The organism is Staphylococcus sp. HGB0015, from assembly GCF_000411275.1.
Taxonomy (GTDB): domain Bacteria; phylum Bacillota; class Bacilli; order Staphylococcales; family Staphylococcaceae; genus Staphylococcus; species Staphylococcus schleiferi.
Window position 1 is genome coordinate 869,241 of sequence record NZ_KE150417.1, and the last position, 18,349, is coordinate 887,589.

The window sequence follows — 18,349 nt, forward strand, 5'->3', positions numbered from 1 at the left end:
GGATAATTATAGTTATTATAATGAATCGAAACTGATGATAAATGTTGTAAATTGGCCCACTTCACTTTTGACTGAAATACGACCGTTATATAGTTTGACCATTTTATGTGCGATAGATAAACCGAGTCCGTTTCCACCTTGTTGGCGGGACCGAGATTTATCAACACGATAGAAACGATCGAATATATGTGCTTGGTCTGCCTGAGGTATGCCCATTCCCCTATCTGTAATTTTAATTAAGACTTGGTTGTTAATTAGTTTTGTTGCTATTGATACATGCTTATTTTGCGTATCATATTTAATTGCGTTATCGAGAAAGATTAACAGTATTTGTTCTAGATGGAATGAATTAATATCTAAATAGATAAAATCTAAATTAGATGAAAAATTAAATTGATAGTCTGGGTGAATTTGTTGTAAAGAATGTATCCGATTTTTAATTTCTTCGTTTACATCTACTTTTTCCGTTTGGTTATCAGTTAAGCGTGAGTCATCTTTAGTTAACAGTAACAATTCTTCGACAAGTTTTGTAATTCGATTCATTTCTTCTAATGAAATATTCAATGATTCTTCTAATATGTCAGGATCTTTTTTACCCCAGCGCTGAATTAAATTGAGATGGCCTTGTATGATTTGTAACGGTGTGCGCAATTCATGTGAAGCATCTTCAACAAATTGTTTTTGTTGATTAAACGAATTTTCAAGTTTGACCATCATACTGTTAAATGTATCAATGAGCGCATCTGTTTCTTCGTAATTCGTAGGTACCTCAAGTTTCTCTTGGAACCCATTTCGTCTAATTTGAGTCATTTTTTCAGTAATAATATTAATCGGTTGTGTGATTTGCGATGAAAAGAAATAACTGATACATGCGGTTACAAATAATGCGATAAAACCAAATATAAGTGCCAAGTAAGTAATAAAATTGAGTAAATCATCGTAAACATCAAGAGAGTGAACAATTGTTGCATACCCTTTAAAGTGACCCGTATCTACAGGATTAGAAACAGTAATATAAGCCCCTTTGTCATTTCGTATAATTTTAATGTTTCGAGTTTCGTGAGGGTGAAAAGGTGGTGAGAACTGGATATTCGTTGTATTTGAGTTTTCTAATAATTTATGTCCGTGTTCATCATAAAGAATGACTTTTTGATAGCTATCTGTGACGGAGCTATACTCTAAAGCTGTAATATTTTTTACCGGTTTTGTTTCTAAAAGATTGTAAAGATCATCTGCACTTCTTTCTGCTTTTTGAAATTCATTTTGCTTGAGTAAACTACTAATTGCATAAATAATGAGTAAGCAAAATATGAAAATGATAAGAAACGTAATGAGTGTCGTCACAAATGTCCATTTGGTTTTTAGTGTCGATTGTTTCATTGTCTGATCACGTATCCTACACCTCTAACCGTTTCAATTAGCTTTTGTTTATCGATTTTTTTCAATTTATTTCTTAAATATCGAATATATACATCTACTACATTTGTTTCGACTTCAGATTCATAACCCCAAACATGATCAAGAATTTGTTCTCGATGCAAGACGCGATTTTTGTTTTCTGCAAGAAGTAATAATAAATCAAATTCGGTTTTAGTGAGTTCGAGAGTTTCATTTTCATACCATACTTTGAAAGCATTTTTATCTATTTTGATGCCATCTATTTCTATCACATTTGATTTAGCTGAATGCTCATCTGTGTACCGTCGTATCAATGCACGACTCCTTGCTAATAATTCTTCAATTTCAAAAGGTTTGACAATATAATCATCAGCGCCATAATCTAACCCAGTGACTTTATCTTCTATTTCACCTTTAGCAGTAATCATAATGATAGGCGTATCTTTTTGCGTACGCAATCTTTTACAAACTTCTAAACCATCCATTTCAGGTAACATTAAATCTAATAAAATAAGATCAAAATCATGTTGTAAAGCGCGATTCAATCCTGAAGCGCCATCATTTCTAATTTCTACATCATAATTTTCATGTTTAAGTTCTAATTCAATAAAGCGAGCTAAGTTTTTTTCATCTTCTACAATGAGTACTTTTTTCATGCTTGTCACCTCTTCCATAATCATATGCTAAAACTATAAAACGGGAAAGTTTTTTAAAAAATTTTGCGTTTTTAATTGACAATCATTCTCAATGAGTTATAATGTAATTGAAAATGATTGTCAATCACAACGACCCCCCACTACAATTCGTTCTTAAGATTGAGTCATTTTCAATAATATCCCCTTTTATATGCCCGTATAAAAATTCGTTGATATTAAACGTTAAATAAAAGCCGTCGCATTCATTTGCGGCGGCTTTGTTGCTTTTTATAAATTCAATTGTTTACGTAGGATGAGTTGAGACAGTAAAATACAAATCACACCGCCTATAATTCCTGCAATGATGTCAGTTGGATAATGGACACCGAGATAGACACGAGAACTAGAAATCAAAATGATAAATAGTGCACTCGCACCAATAACAAAAGCTTTTGATTTCCCTTTTAAAATACGGTGTGCAACAAACATTAAACTTCCAAAAAATGCTGTTGCACCCATGGCATGTCCACTTGGAAAACTAAAACCTGATATATCAATGAGTCGTAACAAAGTTGGTCGTTCTCTATCGAATATATTTTTAAGTATTGGATTCGTCACGCCGGACATTATCATAGTCAGTGCAAAAAAGAGCGCTTCAATTTTGTATTTATAGAGCATAAGTAAAGTTACGACAATGAGTGATAATGTAATCATTGCCCATACTTCACCGATTTGAGTCGCACCGAAAAAGATAGAAGTCGATATAAAACTCTCTGAAGAATAAATAAATGAATAAACTTCATTATCAATCCACTTGCCTAAGCGCGATTCATGAAACATGGCAATCACTGAAAATATCAGTGTAAAAATGAGTAAAAGTGAAATTCGCTTCCAATGTGACATGAACTAACCTCCTTAACCAAGTGCATCATGAATTATTTTTTCAAGTAAATCATCTTTAGTATAACTTTCAGTGAAATTCTCCATATTGTTAATATATTGAGCTCTATTTTTTTCAATTTCATTGAGCGCTGCCATCAATGTTTCACTAGTGAGTTCGGACTCATCTAACATAGTAGCATAACCTTGCTTTTCGAAATATTGCGCATTATCAATTTGATCGCCTCGTGATTGATCAAGGCCTAATGGGATTAAAAGCATTGGCAAACGTAATGTTAGAAATTCATAAATCGCATTTGAACCCGCTCTTGAAACGACGGTATCTGTAATTGCAAGTAAATCTGTTAAATCATCTTTAACAAATTCAAATTGTACATAACCTTCAGTTTGGACATGTGGCGCGACTAAGCCTTTACCAGTCAAATGAATAATCTGATAAGTTTCAAGCAATGTATCAAGATGACGACGAATGGCCTCGTTTATTTTAAGGCTTCCCATACTGCCGCCCATCACAAGTAACACTTTTTTGTTTGGATTAAATCCAGTTAATTGATAACCACGTGTTTTATTGCCGTGCTTCAAATCTTCTCGAATGGTAGCCCCGACAAAATCTGCTTTATCTTTCGGAACATGCTTTAACGTATCTTCAAATGTTGTATAAAGTTTTTTGGCAAACTTAATTGCAATTTTATTAGCTAGACCCGGCGTTAAATCAGATTCATGAACAATTGTAGGTATTTTTAATGATTTTGCAGCTAATACAACTGGCACGGAGACAAAGCCCCCTTTTGAAAAAACGATGTCTGGCTTTTCGCGTTTTAAGACTTTACGTGCATCTAAAATTCCTTTTAACACTTTAAAGACATCTTTTAAGTTTTCAAAAGAAAAGTAGCGCCGTAATTTACCACTAGAAATGACATAGTAAGGTGTTTGGGGCAATTGCGATTCAATCATTTCACGTTCTATTCCCTTTTTCGAACCAATATAAAATGCCTCATGTCCTTTCTCGATTGCAGCTGGAATTAAGCTCAAGTTGACCGACACATGTCCAACAGTTCCGCCACCTGTAAATGCAATTTTAACCATATTAACCCTCTATTCTGTTAAATTTTTATAATATGCATAAAATGGTTTACCTTTATCAAAAGGAAACTCAGTACTTGTCATTTCACCAGTTTTGACAAAACCATATTTTTTGAACAATCCTTGTGCGCGTTCATTTTGTGAAAATGTATCTGTCAACAAAATTTGAACATGATGTGATTCTGCCAAGTCCATTGCGAATTGCATTAGTTGTTGCGCAATCCCTCGATATTGTGGCGATGCGACAAGGCGATGAATGACATAAGCATTCGATTTATCAATGGGCCACTCAAGCGCATCATACCAATCTGGTGCATTTTGGTCAATGACGATAAAACCTTTAATTTCTGAATCGTCATAAACGTATAGGCCGCCCATTTCAATATCTGTTTTAAAATGGGTTTTAAGTGGGTAACGATGATCCCATTGTGGATTGTTATCCTCAATCATTAGTTGTTTTGCTTCTTCTGTTAAAGCTTCGATTTGATTAAGGTCTTGTAATGTTGCTTTTCTGATCAATGAAATCACTCCTCAAGTTTCTTTAGCGTTTGTTCAAGCATAGGATCTTCACGCGTTGCTTTTTCAACCAGCTTTTCTGTAAATAGACGATTTGTTTCTTCGTTAAACATCCCATTTGCCTCTATGTGATTTTTTTGTTGAAATGCTTTAATTTCAGTCGTTAATTGCGCATCGTATGATTCATCCACTGCATCTATTGAATAACCTAAGGCTTTCATTCCAATTTTAATTGAGCGTATATTTTTATCGTGGTCACCTTGTTGGTAAGTTTTATCTGTCGGAATGGGTTTTATATTTTCATAGTCTGCACCTTTAACAGGAACATCTGGCTTAATACCTTTACCGTGAATATAATGACCATCAGGTGTTAACCATTTCATTTCAGTAAATTTCAATAAAGATCCATCTTTAAATTCACGTGTTGTTTGTACGATACCCTTACCAAATGATTTTGTACCATAAATTTTGGCAATATGATGGTCGTGTAGCGCACCTGAGAATACTTCAGAAGCACTCGCTGAACCTTCATTTAATAGGATTGAAACCTTCATATCTTTAATATGATCTAACGGTTGGTTTGCGGTTTTAACAGCATCTTTTTGATTGCCTTTTTCGAGTTTGACGACAGTTTCTCCTTTATCAAGGAAAATATTTGCCATTTTTACAGCTTCGTCCAACAAGCCGCCAGGATTATTTCTTAAATCCAATAATACTTGTGTGACACCTTCTTTTTGTGATTGCTGAATGGCAGATTTAAGTTCTCCTGCAGTGCCTTCTTGGAATTTATTAATTTTAAACACGCCAATGTGTCCATGTTTTTTGTATTCGACACTTTTTACATGAATCTTATCTCTTTTAACCGTAATATCTCTTGTGTCATTGCCTCTTTTAATCGTCAGTTTGACTTCAGTTCCTTTTTTACCGCGTATTTCAGGAATAATAGCATTGAGCGCTTTGTTTTTAGTCGAATGACCATTAATTGCTAATAGTTCATCTTTTGGTTTAATGCCCGCTTTTTCAGCAGGTGAATCTTTCATTGGACTTGTAATAATAATTTGTTTTCCTTTTTGTTGCATTTCAGCACCGATCCCGACAAAATCGCCAGAAACATCTTCTTGGAAAGATTTAGTTTCATCTTGAGATAAATACTCAGTGTATGGATCGTTTAAACTTTTAGTCATGCCTTTAATTGCGTCATTGAGAAGTTGTTCTTTATCTTGCTTTTTATAATAATCATTCGCAATTAACTCGTATACATCACTTAGTTTTTGGGCATTCGCAGTCACTTTTTGGTTTTGAGATGCATGGTTGTAGTAAAAAAATCCCCCTGCAATAACTAATGCCGTTAAAACAAAAGTGAGTAGGATACTTAAAATAAAGGTTTTTAAAGATATGTAACGTTTTGGCTTTTTATTGTTGTTAGACGTACTCAATCGTATTTCACCTTCTTATTTGATTTTCTGATTTTTCAAAGGAAAAAGGGTGAGACATTGCTCGTCCGCACCCTTAAAACGCATATGTGGAAAGATATACATCACATTAAAATTGTAGCCATTCTTGATATTCCTCATATAAATCATCAAAGACAGACATAGGTAAAGTATAATTACCTTCCGTTTCAATATATTCGGACAATACATCGAAACTTTTCTCATATTTAGGAAATGATAAATCTTCAAAAATCATTTCTGCGAGTGCCCCTTGTAGATCTTTACGGCCACGTACAGTTAATGCGAATTGATAAAATGATGCATCTTTCATTATTTCATTTTCACTTCTATCACTGAAGTTTCACCTTTGCTAAGATGTGACGCCTCTTCAAATTGAATTGATTCTGTGCTAGCAGTATTGGTAATGATAATTGGAGAAACAGTAGATTTAGCATTTTGTTTAATAAATTCTAAATCAAATGATACGAGGACAGCACCCATTTTTACTCGATCACCACTTTCAACTGAAACTTCAAATCCTTCACCGTTAAGTTGAACAGTATCTAAGCCAATGTGAACTAATACTTCAAGACCATTATCAGCTTTTAAACTAATTGCATGTTTAGTAGGAAAAACGTTATCTACAACACCATCTATAGGTGAAACAACTGTACCTTCAATAGGTTGCACGCCAAACCCTTCTCCCATCATTTTTTGAGCAAAAACTGGATCTGGAATGTCTTCGATTTTTACAAGTTCACCACTAATAGGCGCATAAACCGTAATGTCTTTGCTTGCTTCATTATTCTTACCGAAAAGTTTTTTGAACATCTTGTTAACTCCTTTATTTATCAAAAAGTTTTACGAGATCACCATAACCGAGTGCTTCAAGTTTTTCATAAGGAATAAACTGAATTGCTGCTGAATTAATACAATAACGTAAGCCACCACGATCTTTTGGGCCGTCATTAAAGACATGACCGAGATGACTATTGCTGTCTTCAGAACGGACTTCTGTTCGAATCATTCCGAAAGATTTATCGACAAGTTCGATAATATCTTGATCATCAATGGCTTTTGAAAAACTAGGCCAACCACAATCTGATTCAAATTTATCATCAGAAGTAAAAAGTGGTTTACCTGAAATTTTGTCTACATAAATCCCTTTTTCATAATGATTCCAATATTCATTTTGGAATGGAGGTTCTGTCCCATCTTGTTGTGTTACGAGATATTCTAAGTCAGTTAGATCTTTTTTATCTTTTTTAATCATGCTTGATCACCCCAATGTTTTTTGATAAATGCTTTTCTACCAGACCCACGCTGATACTGATAATAATGAACGGGATGTTTTTTATAATAATCTTGATGATAGTCTTCTGCTGGATAGAAATTTTTGTAAGGTTCTACCGGTGTGACGACAGGTTTATCGAATATTTTTGCCTCATTTAGCGCATCAATTTTCTTTAGTGCACTTTCTTTCTGTGCTTCATCATGATAAAAAATGACAGGTCGATAACTTTCGCCTCTATCAAAAAATTGTCCATTTTTATCAGTCGGATCAAATGTTTTAAAATAAATATCTAAAATATCACTAAAAGATATCACTTGTTCATCAAATACAATTTGAACAGCTTCAACATGTCCTGTTGTATTCGTACATACTTCTTCATAAGTTGGATATTCAACCGTGCCACCACTATAACCAGAAGTGATGCTCTTAACACCGTCATATGATGTAAATGGTTTTACGAGGCACCAAAAACATCCGCCTGCCAATGTTGCTATCGCCATTTCTGACACCTCCGAGTTTTTATAAGTCTTTAGAATTTTTCAAGACAACTAAACCGATTGCACCCGCACCTGTATGCGTAGAAATCACGGGTGTCGTATGTCCAAATTCAAATTTTTGTATATTAAATGTTTCGTCTAATTTTTCTTTAAATTTATCCATAAAATCTTGTGCTTTTGCATGTGATATGCCAACCGATTCAATAGCATTATCACCGATAAATGATTTTAAATCTTTCAGGATAAATTTAATACATGCATTTTGTGTACGTGCATTATGAATCATCTCTAAATTACCATCAACAAGTTCACCAATTGGCTTAATTTTCATAAAGTTACCAATCAAGCCTTTTGCTTTACTAATGCGTCCACCTTTAATCAGTTGATCTAATTGACCAATAATGACGTATAACTTGATGTTTTCTTGTAATTTTTTTAATTTATTAAGGATTTCTTCTGTTGATAAGCCAGCTTCAACCCATTGTGTTAAACATTTCAATTGATAACCTAAACCAAACGAAATCGATTTTGAATCAATGACAGTAATTTTAGCATCAACCATTTCACTTGCTTGGACAGCCGTTTGGTAAGTACCACTTAAACCTGAAGATAGATGGATACTAATAATTTCAGCACCAGTTTGAGCAAGTTCCTCATATTTCTCTACAAATTTTCCGATTGGAGGTTGACTTGTTTTAAGATCATTTTCATCATAACCCAAGTATTGAGAAAAAGATTCATTTGTAATTTCAGTTTGATCTTCGTATGAGTCGCCATTAATTGTAACACTTAATGGAACGACATGAATATTATGTTGTTTTAAAAATGATGGTTCTAAGTCTGATGTTGAATCAGTAACAATTATTTGTTGCATAGTATGAAACCTCCAAGATTTACTTTCGAGTCAAATGTAAAAATGTATGTGGGTACTTGTTTTTCTCGTCTACTGTACCTTCTTCTGCAGAAACGACTTTCCACTCTTCAAATGTATAAGGTGGGAAAAAGGTATCTGCTTGAAATTCATCATCTATCACTGTGATATACATGTCGTCAACCTTGTCGATGAAAGTTTCGAATAAAGATTGTCCGCCAAATATAAAAACATGTTCGTCTTTAATGGATTGTATCTCATCAATGTCATGTATCACATCAACGCCGTCATGATGGAAGTCTTTATTTCGAGTCAACACAACATTTCTACGTTGAGGTAATGGCTTGCCAATTGACTCAAAAGTGGCACGTCCCATAACAAGTGTATGCCCGGTGGTTAATTTTTTTACATGCTTCAAATCATTAGGTAAATGCCAAGGTAATTGGCCTTGGAATCCAATACCACGATGTTGATCATGTGCGACTAAAATAGATAGTGTCATTTGTTTGCTCCTTTATTTATACAGCAATCGGTGCTTTTATTGCTGGATGTGATTGATAATTAACGATCTCTAAATCTTCATATTCTATATCAAATATCGAGCAATCAGAATTAATTTTTAACTGAGGTGGTTCGTAGCTTGTTCGTTCAAGCTGTGTTTGAATCGCTTCTATATGGTTGCTATAAATGTGCGCATCTCCAAAAGTATGAACAAATTCACCGACTTCTAATTGACATTCTTTTGCGATAAGATGCGTCAACAGACTATAGCTTGCAATATTAAAAGGAACACCTAAAAAGATGTCAGCACTTCTTTGGTAGAGCTGGCAACTTAATCGATTGTTCTCTACATAAAATTGAAATAGTGTATGACATGGCGGTAATGCCATAGTGTCAATTTCTGATGGATTCCAAGCACTCACAATATGACGTCTCGAATTAGGATGTGTCTTAATTTGTTCAATAACTGTTTTAAGTTGATCATAATGCTGCCCATCAGCACCAACCCAATCACGCCATTGTTTACCGTAGACATTACCTAAATCTCCGTGTTTTTCCATGAATGCATCGTTGTTCAATATTTGATGTTTAAAGTTGTTCATCTCTTGTTGATAGATTTTTGCAAATTCTGGGTCATGTTGGACACGATGGCCAAAATTAGTCATATCTGGGCCGTGGTAATCTGAACTTTGGACATACTTTTCAAACGCCCATTCATTCCAAATGTTGTTATTATATTTTAAAAGATATCTTAAATTTGTATCGCCTCGAATAAACCATATTAATTCTGTAGCAATCAACTTAAACGAAACTTTTTTAGTAGTGAGTAACGGGAACCCTTTCGAAAGATCGAATCGAAGTTGATGACCAAACTTAGAAATGGTGCCTGTGGCTGTTCTATCATCACGTTGATTTCCAATTTTTAATACTTCTTCACATAAGCTGTGATACGCTTGATCAAATGGATTCATGACATTCACCTCTTTCTCTTAGTATATATAATAGACGATTTTTAACTATTTGAAAAATAAAAACAACGTTGTTGATAAGAGATGCTTCTTAACTAGCAAATGGGTTCTAAATAAACGTATGCTCATAGTTGTCTGTGTGGCGTCTTTACTTACTTCTAATTAATGAACTCTTTCTTTCAATTGTCGCGATGAGCTATGAAATGATAGCGCACTGTTGCTATTATTGAAAGTCAAAAAGGATTGAAACAGCATTTGTTTGGCATGTTTCAATCCTTGTTAGAAAGTTATGCTTGGCAATGCGTATCGAAAGCGTCTTTAATATCCATGGCGATATCATTAATGTCTCGATCTTCGATATGTTCACGTGGCATAAAGTGCACAAGTTGTGTACCTCTAAATAGCGCAAATGATGGACTTGATGGTACTTGTTGAATGTATTCTCTCATTTTAGCTGTTGCTTCTTTGTCTTGACCGGCAAATACTGTGACTTTATGATTAGGTTTGTTTTCGTTTTGTTCAGCGACTGCCACTGCTGCTGGGCGCGCAAGTCCTGCCGCGCAACCACAAGTTGAGTTGATGACAACAAATGTTGTTGCATCGTCTTCCACATTTGCCATATAATCACTGACATCCGCTTCACTCTCTAAACTTTCAAAACCATTTTCTGTTAACTCGCCTCTCATTTGTGCAGCAAGTTCTTTCATATAAGCATCATATGCATTCATTATAAAAACACTCCCTCTATTTATTCATTTATTGATTTCGATTTGCAATTTGCTTCCAAACAGATCCAAGCGCGTCTTCTCCATTTTCAATGCGCGTAATCGCCATTTCAATTTGGAGCTTCACTTCATACGCTGAATCGTCTTGATGCGCTTTTAAACTTTCCAATTGTGCGGGACCACCCTCATCAAAAAGAAACATCGCAGCACGCCATCTCACTATTTTTTGTGGATCGTCGAGCGCCCGTTCCATTTCAGGTAAAGCTTCCTTAAAGCCTAAGTCACTAATACTGTCTCCCGCTGTTCTTCTAACTGCTGGGCTTTGATCTCTTAAACCTTTATATAAGTATGGAAGTGTGGCTTTGTCTTCAATCATACTGAGCAAGACCACAGCTTCTCTTCTCAATGGGACTTTACTTTCATTTAATGCCGCATCTAGTAAAGGATAGTCGTCTGCAGTTGGTGTTGGAAAAGATTTAAGCATCCGTAGACGTGTTTTCCAATCCGCTGTTTGCTGATAGGTCTCTAAAGAGACATGCGTATAATGTTTTTCGGGAACAGTGATATTAGTGTTTTTAGCTTCTTCAACCAATTGGTCTAAAACATGTTCCGGGTAAACTGCATGCATTTCTTCAATGACTTCTGCCATAACTTCTTCGATATCCCCATATCTTACACCTAGTGATGCCCATTTGCGTAAAAATACGACGTTATCTTCAGGTAATTGTGTAGAAAGCATGGCATTAACAAAGCGATCCTCTAATTGCGCTCTATATTCTTTATCCCCTGTAGTTAATTTAACCTGATAGGGAATCCCTTTAAACTTTAGGACTTCTACTTTAATTTCCCCAAAATGTGAATCCGGTTGAATTTCGGAGAGAGAATCTTGCTGATCGTGATTGAGCGTCGCAGTCACTTTAGGCAAAACATCCTCCCAATCTGCTTTAGGCATTTTATCAACCGCTATAAAATCTAACACATAAAAAACAGATTTAACTTCTTCTATTTTCAAAATAGCATTGATAAAGGGAGGTTGCCCTTCTTTAACTTCGGTATAAGTCGAAGAATGACGATCTTCCCTTGTTTCAGATAAAACAATTTTCATGGTATTTGGACTCGGTGTAGGCTCTACCTTAACAATTTCCATAAAAAACCTCCTCATCAAATCATGACATTTATTGCAACTCGTTTCCAAGTTGTCGAATTTGCTTTCCAATTGAACATTCATTGATGCAGAAGTGATGTGCTTGTGTCTTCCCTTTTACTTTTCGAATGTATGATTTAACAAGACATTGCTCACAATATTGCTGAGAGAGTTGGTCAATCTCGGCAATAGCATTTTTCTTAGATTCAGTGAGCACAAAATTCACCTCTTTAAAATATAATGCATACAATATTCACTATATTAACATGATTGATAGGTACATTGAAATGTTTAAACTTAGTGATTTCCTCAATCCTTTCAGAAAAACCTATCTTGAAAATACAACACGGTTTGCTTATAATAGTAAAGTTATATCGTTGAGCGGTTTCTAAACACCCGCTTTAACAAAATTTAGGAGGGATTCTCATTGTATAACGAATGGCTAGGTTTAGTCGCGTTTTTAGTTACATTTATATTAATGGTTTTAATGTACCGTTTTTTTGGTAAGGCCGGATTATATGCGTGGGTCGCAATAGGAACAATTATTGCAAATATCCAAGTATTGAAAACGGTGGATATATTTATGATTTCAGCCACTTTAGGTAACATTATGTTTGCTTCTATTTATCTTGCAACTGATGTATTGAATGATATTTATGGGCGGAAAGTTGCTAAAAGAGCAGTTTGGTTAGGTTTTTCATCCACTTTAGTGATGATTATCGTCATGCAAATCTCCTTAGCATTTCAACCAAGTGATGCGGATATGGCACAAAGCGCGTTGAAATCTATTTTTGATGTCGTACCTCGTATTGCATTTGCCTCAATCATTGCTTATATCATCGGCCAACACATTGATGTGTTCGTATTTAATGTGATTAAGAGAATATTTAAATCGGATCGCACATTTTTTATACGTGCTTATGGAAGTACAACGTTAAGTTCGATATTTGATACTGCGTTATTTGTACTCATCGCTTTTTATGGCAGTCTACCTCATCCTGTCATATTTGAAATATTTATAACAACGTATTTATTAAAATTGCTTTCTACAATTTTGAATGTACCATTTGGTTATTGGGCAAAATCACTTTATCGTAAAGGTAAAATTAAAGATGATGGCTATTGATCAGCAATCATGTTAATTTAAAAATAAAAGATGACTTTGAATTAGTCATTAATCTTGCGGGTGAAGATTTCTGTAATAATGTAATATGTTGGCGTATTTAATCTTAAAGAAGTTGAAGTGTGGTGAGCTCTATTGGCGAAAATACATTTTGATGCAGCAACGAAAGGCAATCCGGGTCTAAGCACATGTGGCGTTGTGATTGTAGATGAACATGAGCGTTATACAGCCACTAAAGTGTTAGGGATGATGGACAATCATACTGCAGAATGGGAAGCGCTCCTATTTGCAATGAAACAGGCTAAAGCGTTAAATATCGAGACTGCACTGATCTATACGGATTCACAACTTATCGAAGATGCTGTGAATCGAGAATATGTTAAAAATAAACACTTTAAAGCTTATCTTGAGCGTTACTTAAATGAATCAAACCATTTTGCACTTTGCTTTGTGAAATGGGTTCCGAGAAAGCAAAATAAAGCAGCAAATCAATTAGCACAAGATAAGTTATACCATACAATAAAGCAACAGTCTGATTAACCCAAATAAAAAAGTACCGAGATTAACTTATGAAAAACAGTTAATTTCGGTACTTTTTAATAATGACAACCATACCTCATTCTGAAGATATACTATAAATGTTGAATAAATCGTTTTGAGACAAAAAGCTCATGTTGATCACAAATTGAAAGGACGTGGTTAAGTTCAACTTGATGCGCCATAGATTCAAGTAATGAAGTCCATTCTATAGGAACGTGACACTCTATCGTTGCCAATTGTTTAGACAGTTGAAGTTCAGATAAATGTTCATTGATTTTTTTCTGCTGACCCGGTGTTAACTTTGCAAGATTTTCAACAACATTTTCAACTGAATCATACTGTTGAATCAATTTAATCGCTGTTTTTTCTCCGATCCCTTTGACACCAGGATATCCATCAGCAGTGTCTCCCATAAAAGCTTTAACATCAATAAGTTGTTGTGGTTTTAAACCATATTCCGCTTCAAAGCGGGCTTGATCATACTTGTGATATTCATTAAATCCTTTTTTAATCAGCCAAACATTAACCTTTTCATTAATACATTGAAGTAAATCTCGGTCACCTGTCACAATATAAACTTCGTGATGTTCATCAGACTCTGAAAAAGAGCGTGCGAGTGTACCGATAACGTCATCTGCTTCAAAGTTTTCGACGCCTATATTTAAAAAGCCGAGTGATTGTGAAATATGTTTGACATGATTAAATTGAGGGATTAATTCTTCTGGTGGTTCTGGGCGATTTTGTTTGTAATCTACATACATTTCATTTCTAAATGTCGCCTTTCCCATATCCCAACAAATTGCGACATGCGTCGGTTGGATATCTCGAATCGCGCTATAGACATGTCTGACAAAGCCTTGTGTCCCATTTGTAGGGACACCTGCTGAATTTCGCATAAAATTTTTATGGATACTCGTCGCATAAAAGTGACGAAATAATAAGGCCATGCCGTCTATAAGTAAAAGTTTTTGAGTCATCGTTTCAGTCCTTTGAATTTAGAATTTGTGCTAATTTTGGCGTGCTTATTTTTAATTGATTGATAAGTGTATCATCAATTTTGAAATCAAGGATCGCATTGATTTCATTTTGTGCTTCTAATTCTGCCGTTTCAATCGCTTCAGTTGCTTTTGAAGTGAGTTGGTCTAACAGCGATTCTAACACTTTTCGTAGTTCAGTCAACTTTGGCTGAAGCAAGTTAATCGTGCGTTCTTTGATTTCTGATTGGATTTGTTTTTGTACTTTAGGCTGTAAAAGGTTTCGCTTTGTCAGCTGTTTAGGTAATTGATCAACCATTTGTTGTAACTCGAGCGTTAAAATAGACTTTTCATACGGTTCAATCTGGATGGTTTCGTAATCAGGTATAATCACGCGATAGTGTTGAAGTAGTTTAATTTTAGGTGCCATTTCTTGTTGTAATGCTTGATTAAAGAAATGCTTAAGTCTTTCTATTAGCAGTGTTTGTTCTAAGAAGAGCTTTTGGTGTATTTGATCAAGATATGATTTCGTACTCCGTCTTTTTTCTTCATTAAAATGATTTGTATTTGTCATTTGGCCATTATAAATCGCTTTAACATCATCTGCTAATTGGATTTTTAAGCGCTCATTTAAATGGTAAATTTGATCTTCTATTTCGTTAAAGGTCTTTTGTGCAATCGATTGGATTAATTCAGCTTTAAATAGTTTTTCTCGGCGCATACGTTCAAGTTGTTGTTGCGTCTGATGCATTTGTTGCGCATTGGTTTCAAAATCGTTGATGATTGATTCGTAAGCTTCCTTAATATAGGCAAATTGATCATACATTTTCTGTTCTAACAGTGATTTAGATTCGACTTCAGCGAAATGTGTGATACTTTCTTTTAACGTATGCATCCCTTCATCATCTGTCTCTAAAGCGGCGCGACTCGATACCATAAAGATATCAGGGTTCATTTGGACTTTAGACAACGCATCTTTGACATATGCATATACTGCTTGTTGTTCGTCACTGTTTTCAGCTAAATCAACAGCATTAATGACCATTTTAAACGACTGATTGGTTTTCAATTGATTCATATCTTTCATATGTTGTATGAAAGCTTGATCATTCTGTGTAAACGCATGGTTAAAATAACTTACATATAAAATAAGATCTGATGTTGTCAAAATCTTTTCGGTTTCATTCGTGTGTCGTTGATTATTAGAATGTAAACCTAATGAGTCAATGATCACTTTGTCTTTTAGCCATGGTAAGGGTAGACGTAGGTGCACCATTTGTACAAAGGTAGCAAATTCGTCTTCCGCACTCCATTTCGAAATTTCTGAAGCATCGATGGGGTGTTCTATGCCCTTTTCGATATAGGACTGATATAAATCATAGTTTTTTTCTACTGCATTAATAAAGGCAACGCTATTTTTATCAATCTTTGTTTTTAATTGTTCAAGATCTGTGTTTAAAAACGTCGTGATTGAATCAAACTGATTGTCTATGAGCTGGGTCATATCGTTAATATCTGCTAATAAGGCGTCAGGTGTTTTAAATGTAACACTGTGATGGGACCCATACGATATTTCTGTCGTAGCGGCAGTGGTAGGATTAGGCGAACTAGTTAAATAAGCTTTACCTAGTAGCGCGTTAATCAAGCTACTTTTTCCAGCGCTAAATGTACCGAAAATCCCTATTTTAATTTTTTGTTGTGTCATTCTCGTTAATGTATCTTCAATGTTTTTGACACTTGTTTTAAAAAGCGGGATGTTGCGAACAACGTCTAATCCTTGTTGGATTTGAGTTGTATGCAAACTTCGCTCATTTGTGACCACACTTTGATGATTATCGGATTCATAGGTTGAGTCGGATACCGTTTCTTGTGGTTGGAAATGAATGCGTGTCCGATCAATCAGTTGGTCAAGAGAGTCTGACATATGAATATAGTAATGGCGATAGTTTTCTGTTTCTAGAGATTGCTTTAATTTCCGCAAATCGATATAGCGCTTATAGTCTTGAATATCAGTGGAATCTTCAACTAAATGCTCTTCTGCATGGACATTTTCAATGATTTCTTCATCTAAAGGCTCAGACATTTTCAAGATATATTGCTTGATTTCTTTCATTAAATGCTCTGAGAAAGTGAGCACATACTGATTCGTAATTTCTATTTGTGTTTGATACAGTTCAGTGATAAGACTTTCAGGAATTTCAAAGTGTTGCTTTAAAATTTGCTGATTCAATTGTGTATTATTGATAAAGCGTGTCAAAAATGATAAGTCATCTTGCATAGGCTTTTCAATTTGATGCGCAATCCGCTTCTGCAGTTGTTGTATAACGTCATGAAGGCGTGCAGCGCGAATTTCCTCTGTTTTTCTTTTTTTATTAAAAAGTCCCCCTGCTTTAAAGTTTTTAGTCATACTTTCTAAATAAAAACGAATGGTTTCCCGCATATCATGCGTCATAATATAAGCATTATCAATAATAGATCTGCGTTTATCTTTTAAATATTGCTTAAGGGCTGAAGGGGTATTTAACAGTTGTGTTTCTTCACTTATCATTTCATTTTTTTGATGTGTTTGATATGCTTGATCAAATTGTTCAGCCGTAATATTTAAACGTTCTAGAAGCATCTGCATTTCTTGCTGTAAATAATCTTTTTGATGTTGTTGAATAAACTCTTTCATTCGAGCAACATAATCTTTGACGGGTTCTCTATGTTGGTCTTGTTCTCGTATAAATGATGAAAGGGCATCAAATTCATTATAAGGATGCTCAAATTTAGTAATATAAAATGTTTTCAAAAGTTGAATATCCCATTCTTGAATTGACTGTTGCACACGACGTTGAAAAGTTTCAAAGTCGATTTCTTGATGATTGTGTTTATCAATCTGGTTAACAACAAAGACAACCGGGATACCTGCATAATTTAATCTTTTCATAAATTTGAAGTTTAAAGCAGATTGAACGTGATTATAATCAACTGTGTAAAAAACAATATTACTTGTATATAAAAATTGCTCAGTCTGCGCACTATGTGATTGTACATTGGAATCTACACCTGGCGTATCTTGAAAAGTGAAGCCATTTTTGAACTTTGAACTTTGTATTTGAATATCAATGGATTCAACTTGATAATTTTCCCGGTTCATCGCTTTAACTTCGTCATAATTTTGAAGGGAAGTGTATTTTTGACCTTCAATGTTTGCGGTCATCCCTGATTGCTCAGCAACAGTCACAAGTGCGGTATTACTAGTGGTTGGAACGGGTGAGCTGGGTAATATCTCCTGACCGATAAGACGATTAATGACTGTCGATTTTCCAGATGAAAAGTGGCCTACAAAGGTCACGGTATATTGATTTAGGTAAACTTTTTTAATTATTTGATTAATCGTTTGAACAAACGTATAATGATCTGATTTTTCTACTTCTTTTTTTAATTTATATAAAATATCTAGTTCTTCTTGGTTCTGCATGTAAACTGACTCCCCTTGTTTATAAAGCACTCTATAGTTCTATTATATGAATTTAATTGTAACATTGTACAGTCATACTTATTTTATCACTTGAAGCGATATGCATATCGATAGGAAGACATTATGATGAAGTCAAAACATTGTGAGCGCTTCTTAATTATTCTGTTAAGCTCAATTTCATTAACGCTTACTTTGTATTAAAATGCAGATTAAAAAAACAACGTCACATGAATGTAACGTTGCTGCTTATTGAATATACTATTGAGTTAATATACTGCGCCAAA

Annotated in this window: 20 protein-coding genes; 2 read left to right on the forward strand and 18 right to left on the reverse strand. The window is 34.6% G+C overall.

The features are described 5' to 3' along the window. Positions 1-15: 15 nt before the first annotated feature. From HMPREF1208_RS03970 to HMPREF1208_RS04045, 16 genes are all read right to left on the reverse strand, one after another. Positions 16-1,380: a HAMP domain-containing sensor histidine kinase gene (locus HMPREF1208_RS03970; protein WP_016425065.1), complete on the reverse strand. Its 1,365-nt coding sequence runs from the start codon at positions 1,378-1,380 to the stop codon at positions 16-18. Beyond that, the gene (locus tag HMPREF1208_RS03975) at positions 1,377-2,054 is read right to left on the reverse strand and encodes a response regulator transcription factor (protein ID WP_016425066.1); all 678 of its coding nucleotides are present in this window, start codon (positions 2,052-2,054) and stop codon (positions 1,377-1,379) included. Before HMPREF1208_RS03975 ends, HMPREF1208_RS03970 begins: the two co-directional genes overlap by 4 nt. A 267-nt stretch (positions 2,055-2,321) precedes the next feature. After that, the gene (locus HMPREF1208_RS03980) at positions 2,322-2,936 is read right to left on the reverse strand and encodes a phosphatase PAP2 family protein (RefSeq protein ID WP_016425067.1); all 615 of its coding nucleotides are present in this window, start codon (positions 2,934-2,936) and stop codon (positions 2,322-2,324) included. A gap of 12 nt (positions 2,937-2,948) precedes the next feature. Further along, positions 2,949-4,019, reverse strand: coding sequence for an undecaprenyldiphospho-muramoylpentapeptide beta-N-acetylglucosaminyltransferase (locus HMPREF1208_RS03985; protein ID WP_016425068.1), 1,071 nt, complete (start codon positions 4,017-4,019; stop codon positions 2,949-2,951). A 9-nt stretch (positions 4,020-4,028) separates the two neighbouring features. After that, entirely contained in the window at positions 4,029-4,535 is a 507-nt protein-coding gene (locus HMPREF1208_RS03990; protein WP_016425069.1) for a GNAT family N-acetyltransferase, read from the reverse strand. Between the two features lie 5 nt (positions 4,536-4,540). Continuing rightward, positions 4,541-5,968, reverse strand: a complete 1,428-nt coding sequence (locus tag HMPREF1208_RS03995) for a S41 family peptidase (protein ID WP_016425070.1) — start codon at positions 5,966-5,968, stop codon at positions 4,541-4,543. Between the two features lie 106 nt (positions 5,969-6,074). Next, positions 6,075-6,296, reverse strand: coding sequence for a YozE family protein (locus tag HMPREF1208_RS04000; protein WP_016425071.1), 222 nt, complete (start codon positions 6,294-6,296; stop codon positions 6,075-6,077). Then, the gene (locus tag HMPREF1208_RS04005) at positions 6,296-6,796 is read right to left on the reverse strand and encodes a PTS sugar transporter subunit IIA (protein ID WP_016425072.1); all 501 of its coding nucleotides are present in this window, start codon (positions 6,794-6,796) and stop codon (positions 6,296-6,298) included. The genes HMPREF1208_RS04000 and HMPREF1208_RS04005 overlap by 1 nt, the downstream gene beginning before the upstream one ends. A gap of 13 nt (positions 6,797-6,809) precedes the next feature. Continuing rightward, on the reverse strand, positions 6,810-7,238 hold the full coding sequence (gene msrB, locus HMPREF1208_RS04010; RefSeq protein ID WP_016425073.1) for a peptide-methionine (R)-S-oxide reductase MsrB: 429 nt from the start codon (positions 7,236-7,238) through the stop codon (positions 6,810-6,812). Beyond that, positions 7,235-7,759, reverse strand: coding sequence for a peptide-methionine (S)-S-oxide reductase MsrA (gene msrA / locus HMPREF1208_RS04015; protein ID WP_016425074.1), 525 nt, complete (start codon positions 7,757-7,759; stop codon positions 7,235-7,237). Before msrA ends, msrB begins: the two co-directional genes overlap by 4 nt. Positions 7,760-7,778: 19 nt before the next feature. After that, entirely contained in the window at positions 7,779-8,630 is an 852-nt protein-coding gene (locus tag HMPREF1208_RS04020; protein ID WP_016425075.1) for a DegV family protein, read from the reverse strand. A 19-nt stretch (positions 8,631-8,649) separates the two neighbouring features. Next, positions 8,650-9,129: a dihydrofolate reductase gene (locus HMPREF1208_RS04025; RefSeq protein WP_016425076.1), complete on the reverse strand. Its 480-nt coding sequence runs from the start codon at positions 9,127-9,129 to the stop codon at positions 8,650-8,652. A 16-nt stretch (positions 9,130-9,145) separates the two neighbouring features. Next, positions 9,146-10,099 carry a thymidylate synthase gene (locus HMPREF1208_RS04030; protein WP_016425077.1) on the reverse strand — a complete coding sequence of 318 codons (954 nt, stop codon included), beginning with the start codon at positions 10,097-10,099 and terminating at the stop codon, positions 9,146-9,148. 284 nt (positions 10,100-10,383) lie between these two features. Next, positions 10,384-10,824, reverse strand: a complete 441-nt coding sequence (brxA, locus tag HMPREF1208_RS04035; protein WP_016425078.1) for a bacilliredoxin BrxA — start codon at positions 10,822-10,824, stop codon at positions 10,384-10,386. 28 nt (positions 10,825-10,852) lie between these two features. Next, positions 10,853-11,968, reverse strand: coding sequence for a virulence factor (locus HMPREF1208_RS04040; RefSeq protein WP_016425079.1), 1,116 nt, complete (start codon positions 11,966-11,968; stop codon positions 10,853-10,855). 28 nt (positions 11,969-11,996) lie between these two features. Continuing rightward, positions 11,997-12,182, reverse strand: coding sequence for a zinc-finger domain-containing protein (locus HMPREF1208_RS04045; RefSeq protein ID WP_037559128.1), 186 nt, complete (start codon positions 12,180-12,182; stop codon positions 11,997-11,999). A 210-nt stretch (positions 12,183-12,392) separates the two neighbouring features. Here HMPREF1208_RS04045 and HMPREF1208_RS04050 point away from each other — a divergent pair, with 210 nt between their 5' ends. Together HMPREF1208_RS04050 and HMPREF1208_RS04055 are read left to right on the forward strand one after the other, a co-directional pair. After that, complete coding sequence (locus HMPREF1208_RS04050; RefSeq protein ID WP_016425080.1) at positions 12,393-13,091, forward strand: queuosine precursor transporter; 699 nt, start codon at positions 12,393-12,395, stop codon at positions 13,089-13,091. 132 nt (positions 13,092-13,223) lie between these two features. Continuing rightward, positions 13,224-13,628 (forward strand): ribonuclease HI family protein, encoded by a 405-nt coding sequence (locus HMPREF1208_RS04055; protein WP_016425081.1) that lies wholly within the window; start codon positions 13,224-13,226, stop codon positions 13,626-13,628. A 92-nt stretch (positions 13,629-13,720) separates the two neighbouring features. Here the strand turns inward: HMPREF1208_RS04055 and HMPREF1208_RS04060 are convergent, their stop codons facing one another. Together HMPREF1208_RS04060 and HMPREF1208_RS04065 are read right to left on the reverse strand one after the other, a co-directional pair. Continuing rightward, a complete protein-coding gene (locus HMPREF1208_RS04060) occupies positions 13,721-14,605 on the reverse strand; it encodes a 5'-3' exonuclease (protein WP_016425082.1) in 885 nt (294 codons plus the stop codon). A gap of 4 nt (positions 14,606-14,609) precedes the next feature. Beyond that, the gene (locus HMPREF1208_RS04065; RefSeq protein ID WP_016425083.1) at positions 14,610-18,065 is read right to left on the reverse strand and encodes a dynamin family protein; all 3,456 of its coding nucleotides are present in this window, start codon (positions 18,063-18,065) and stop codon (positions 14,610-14,612) included. Positions 18,066-18,349: the final 284 nt, after the last annotated feature.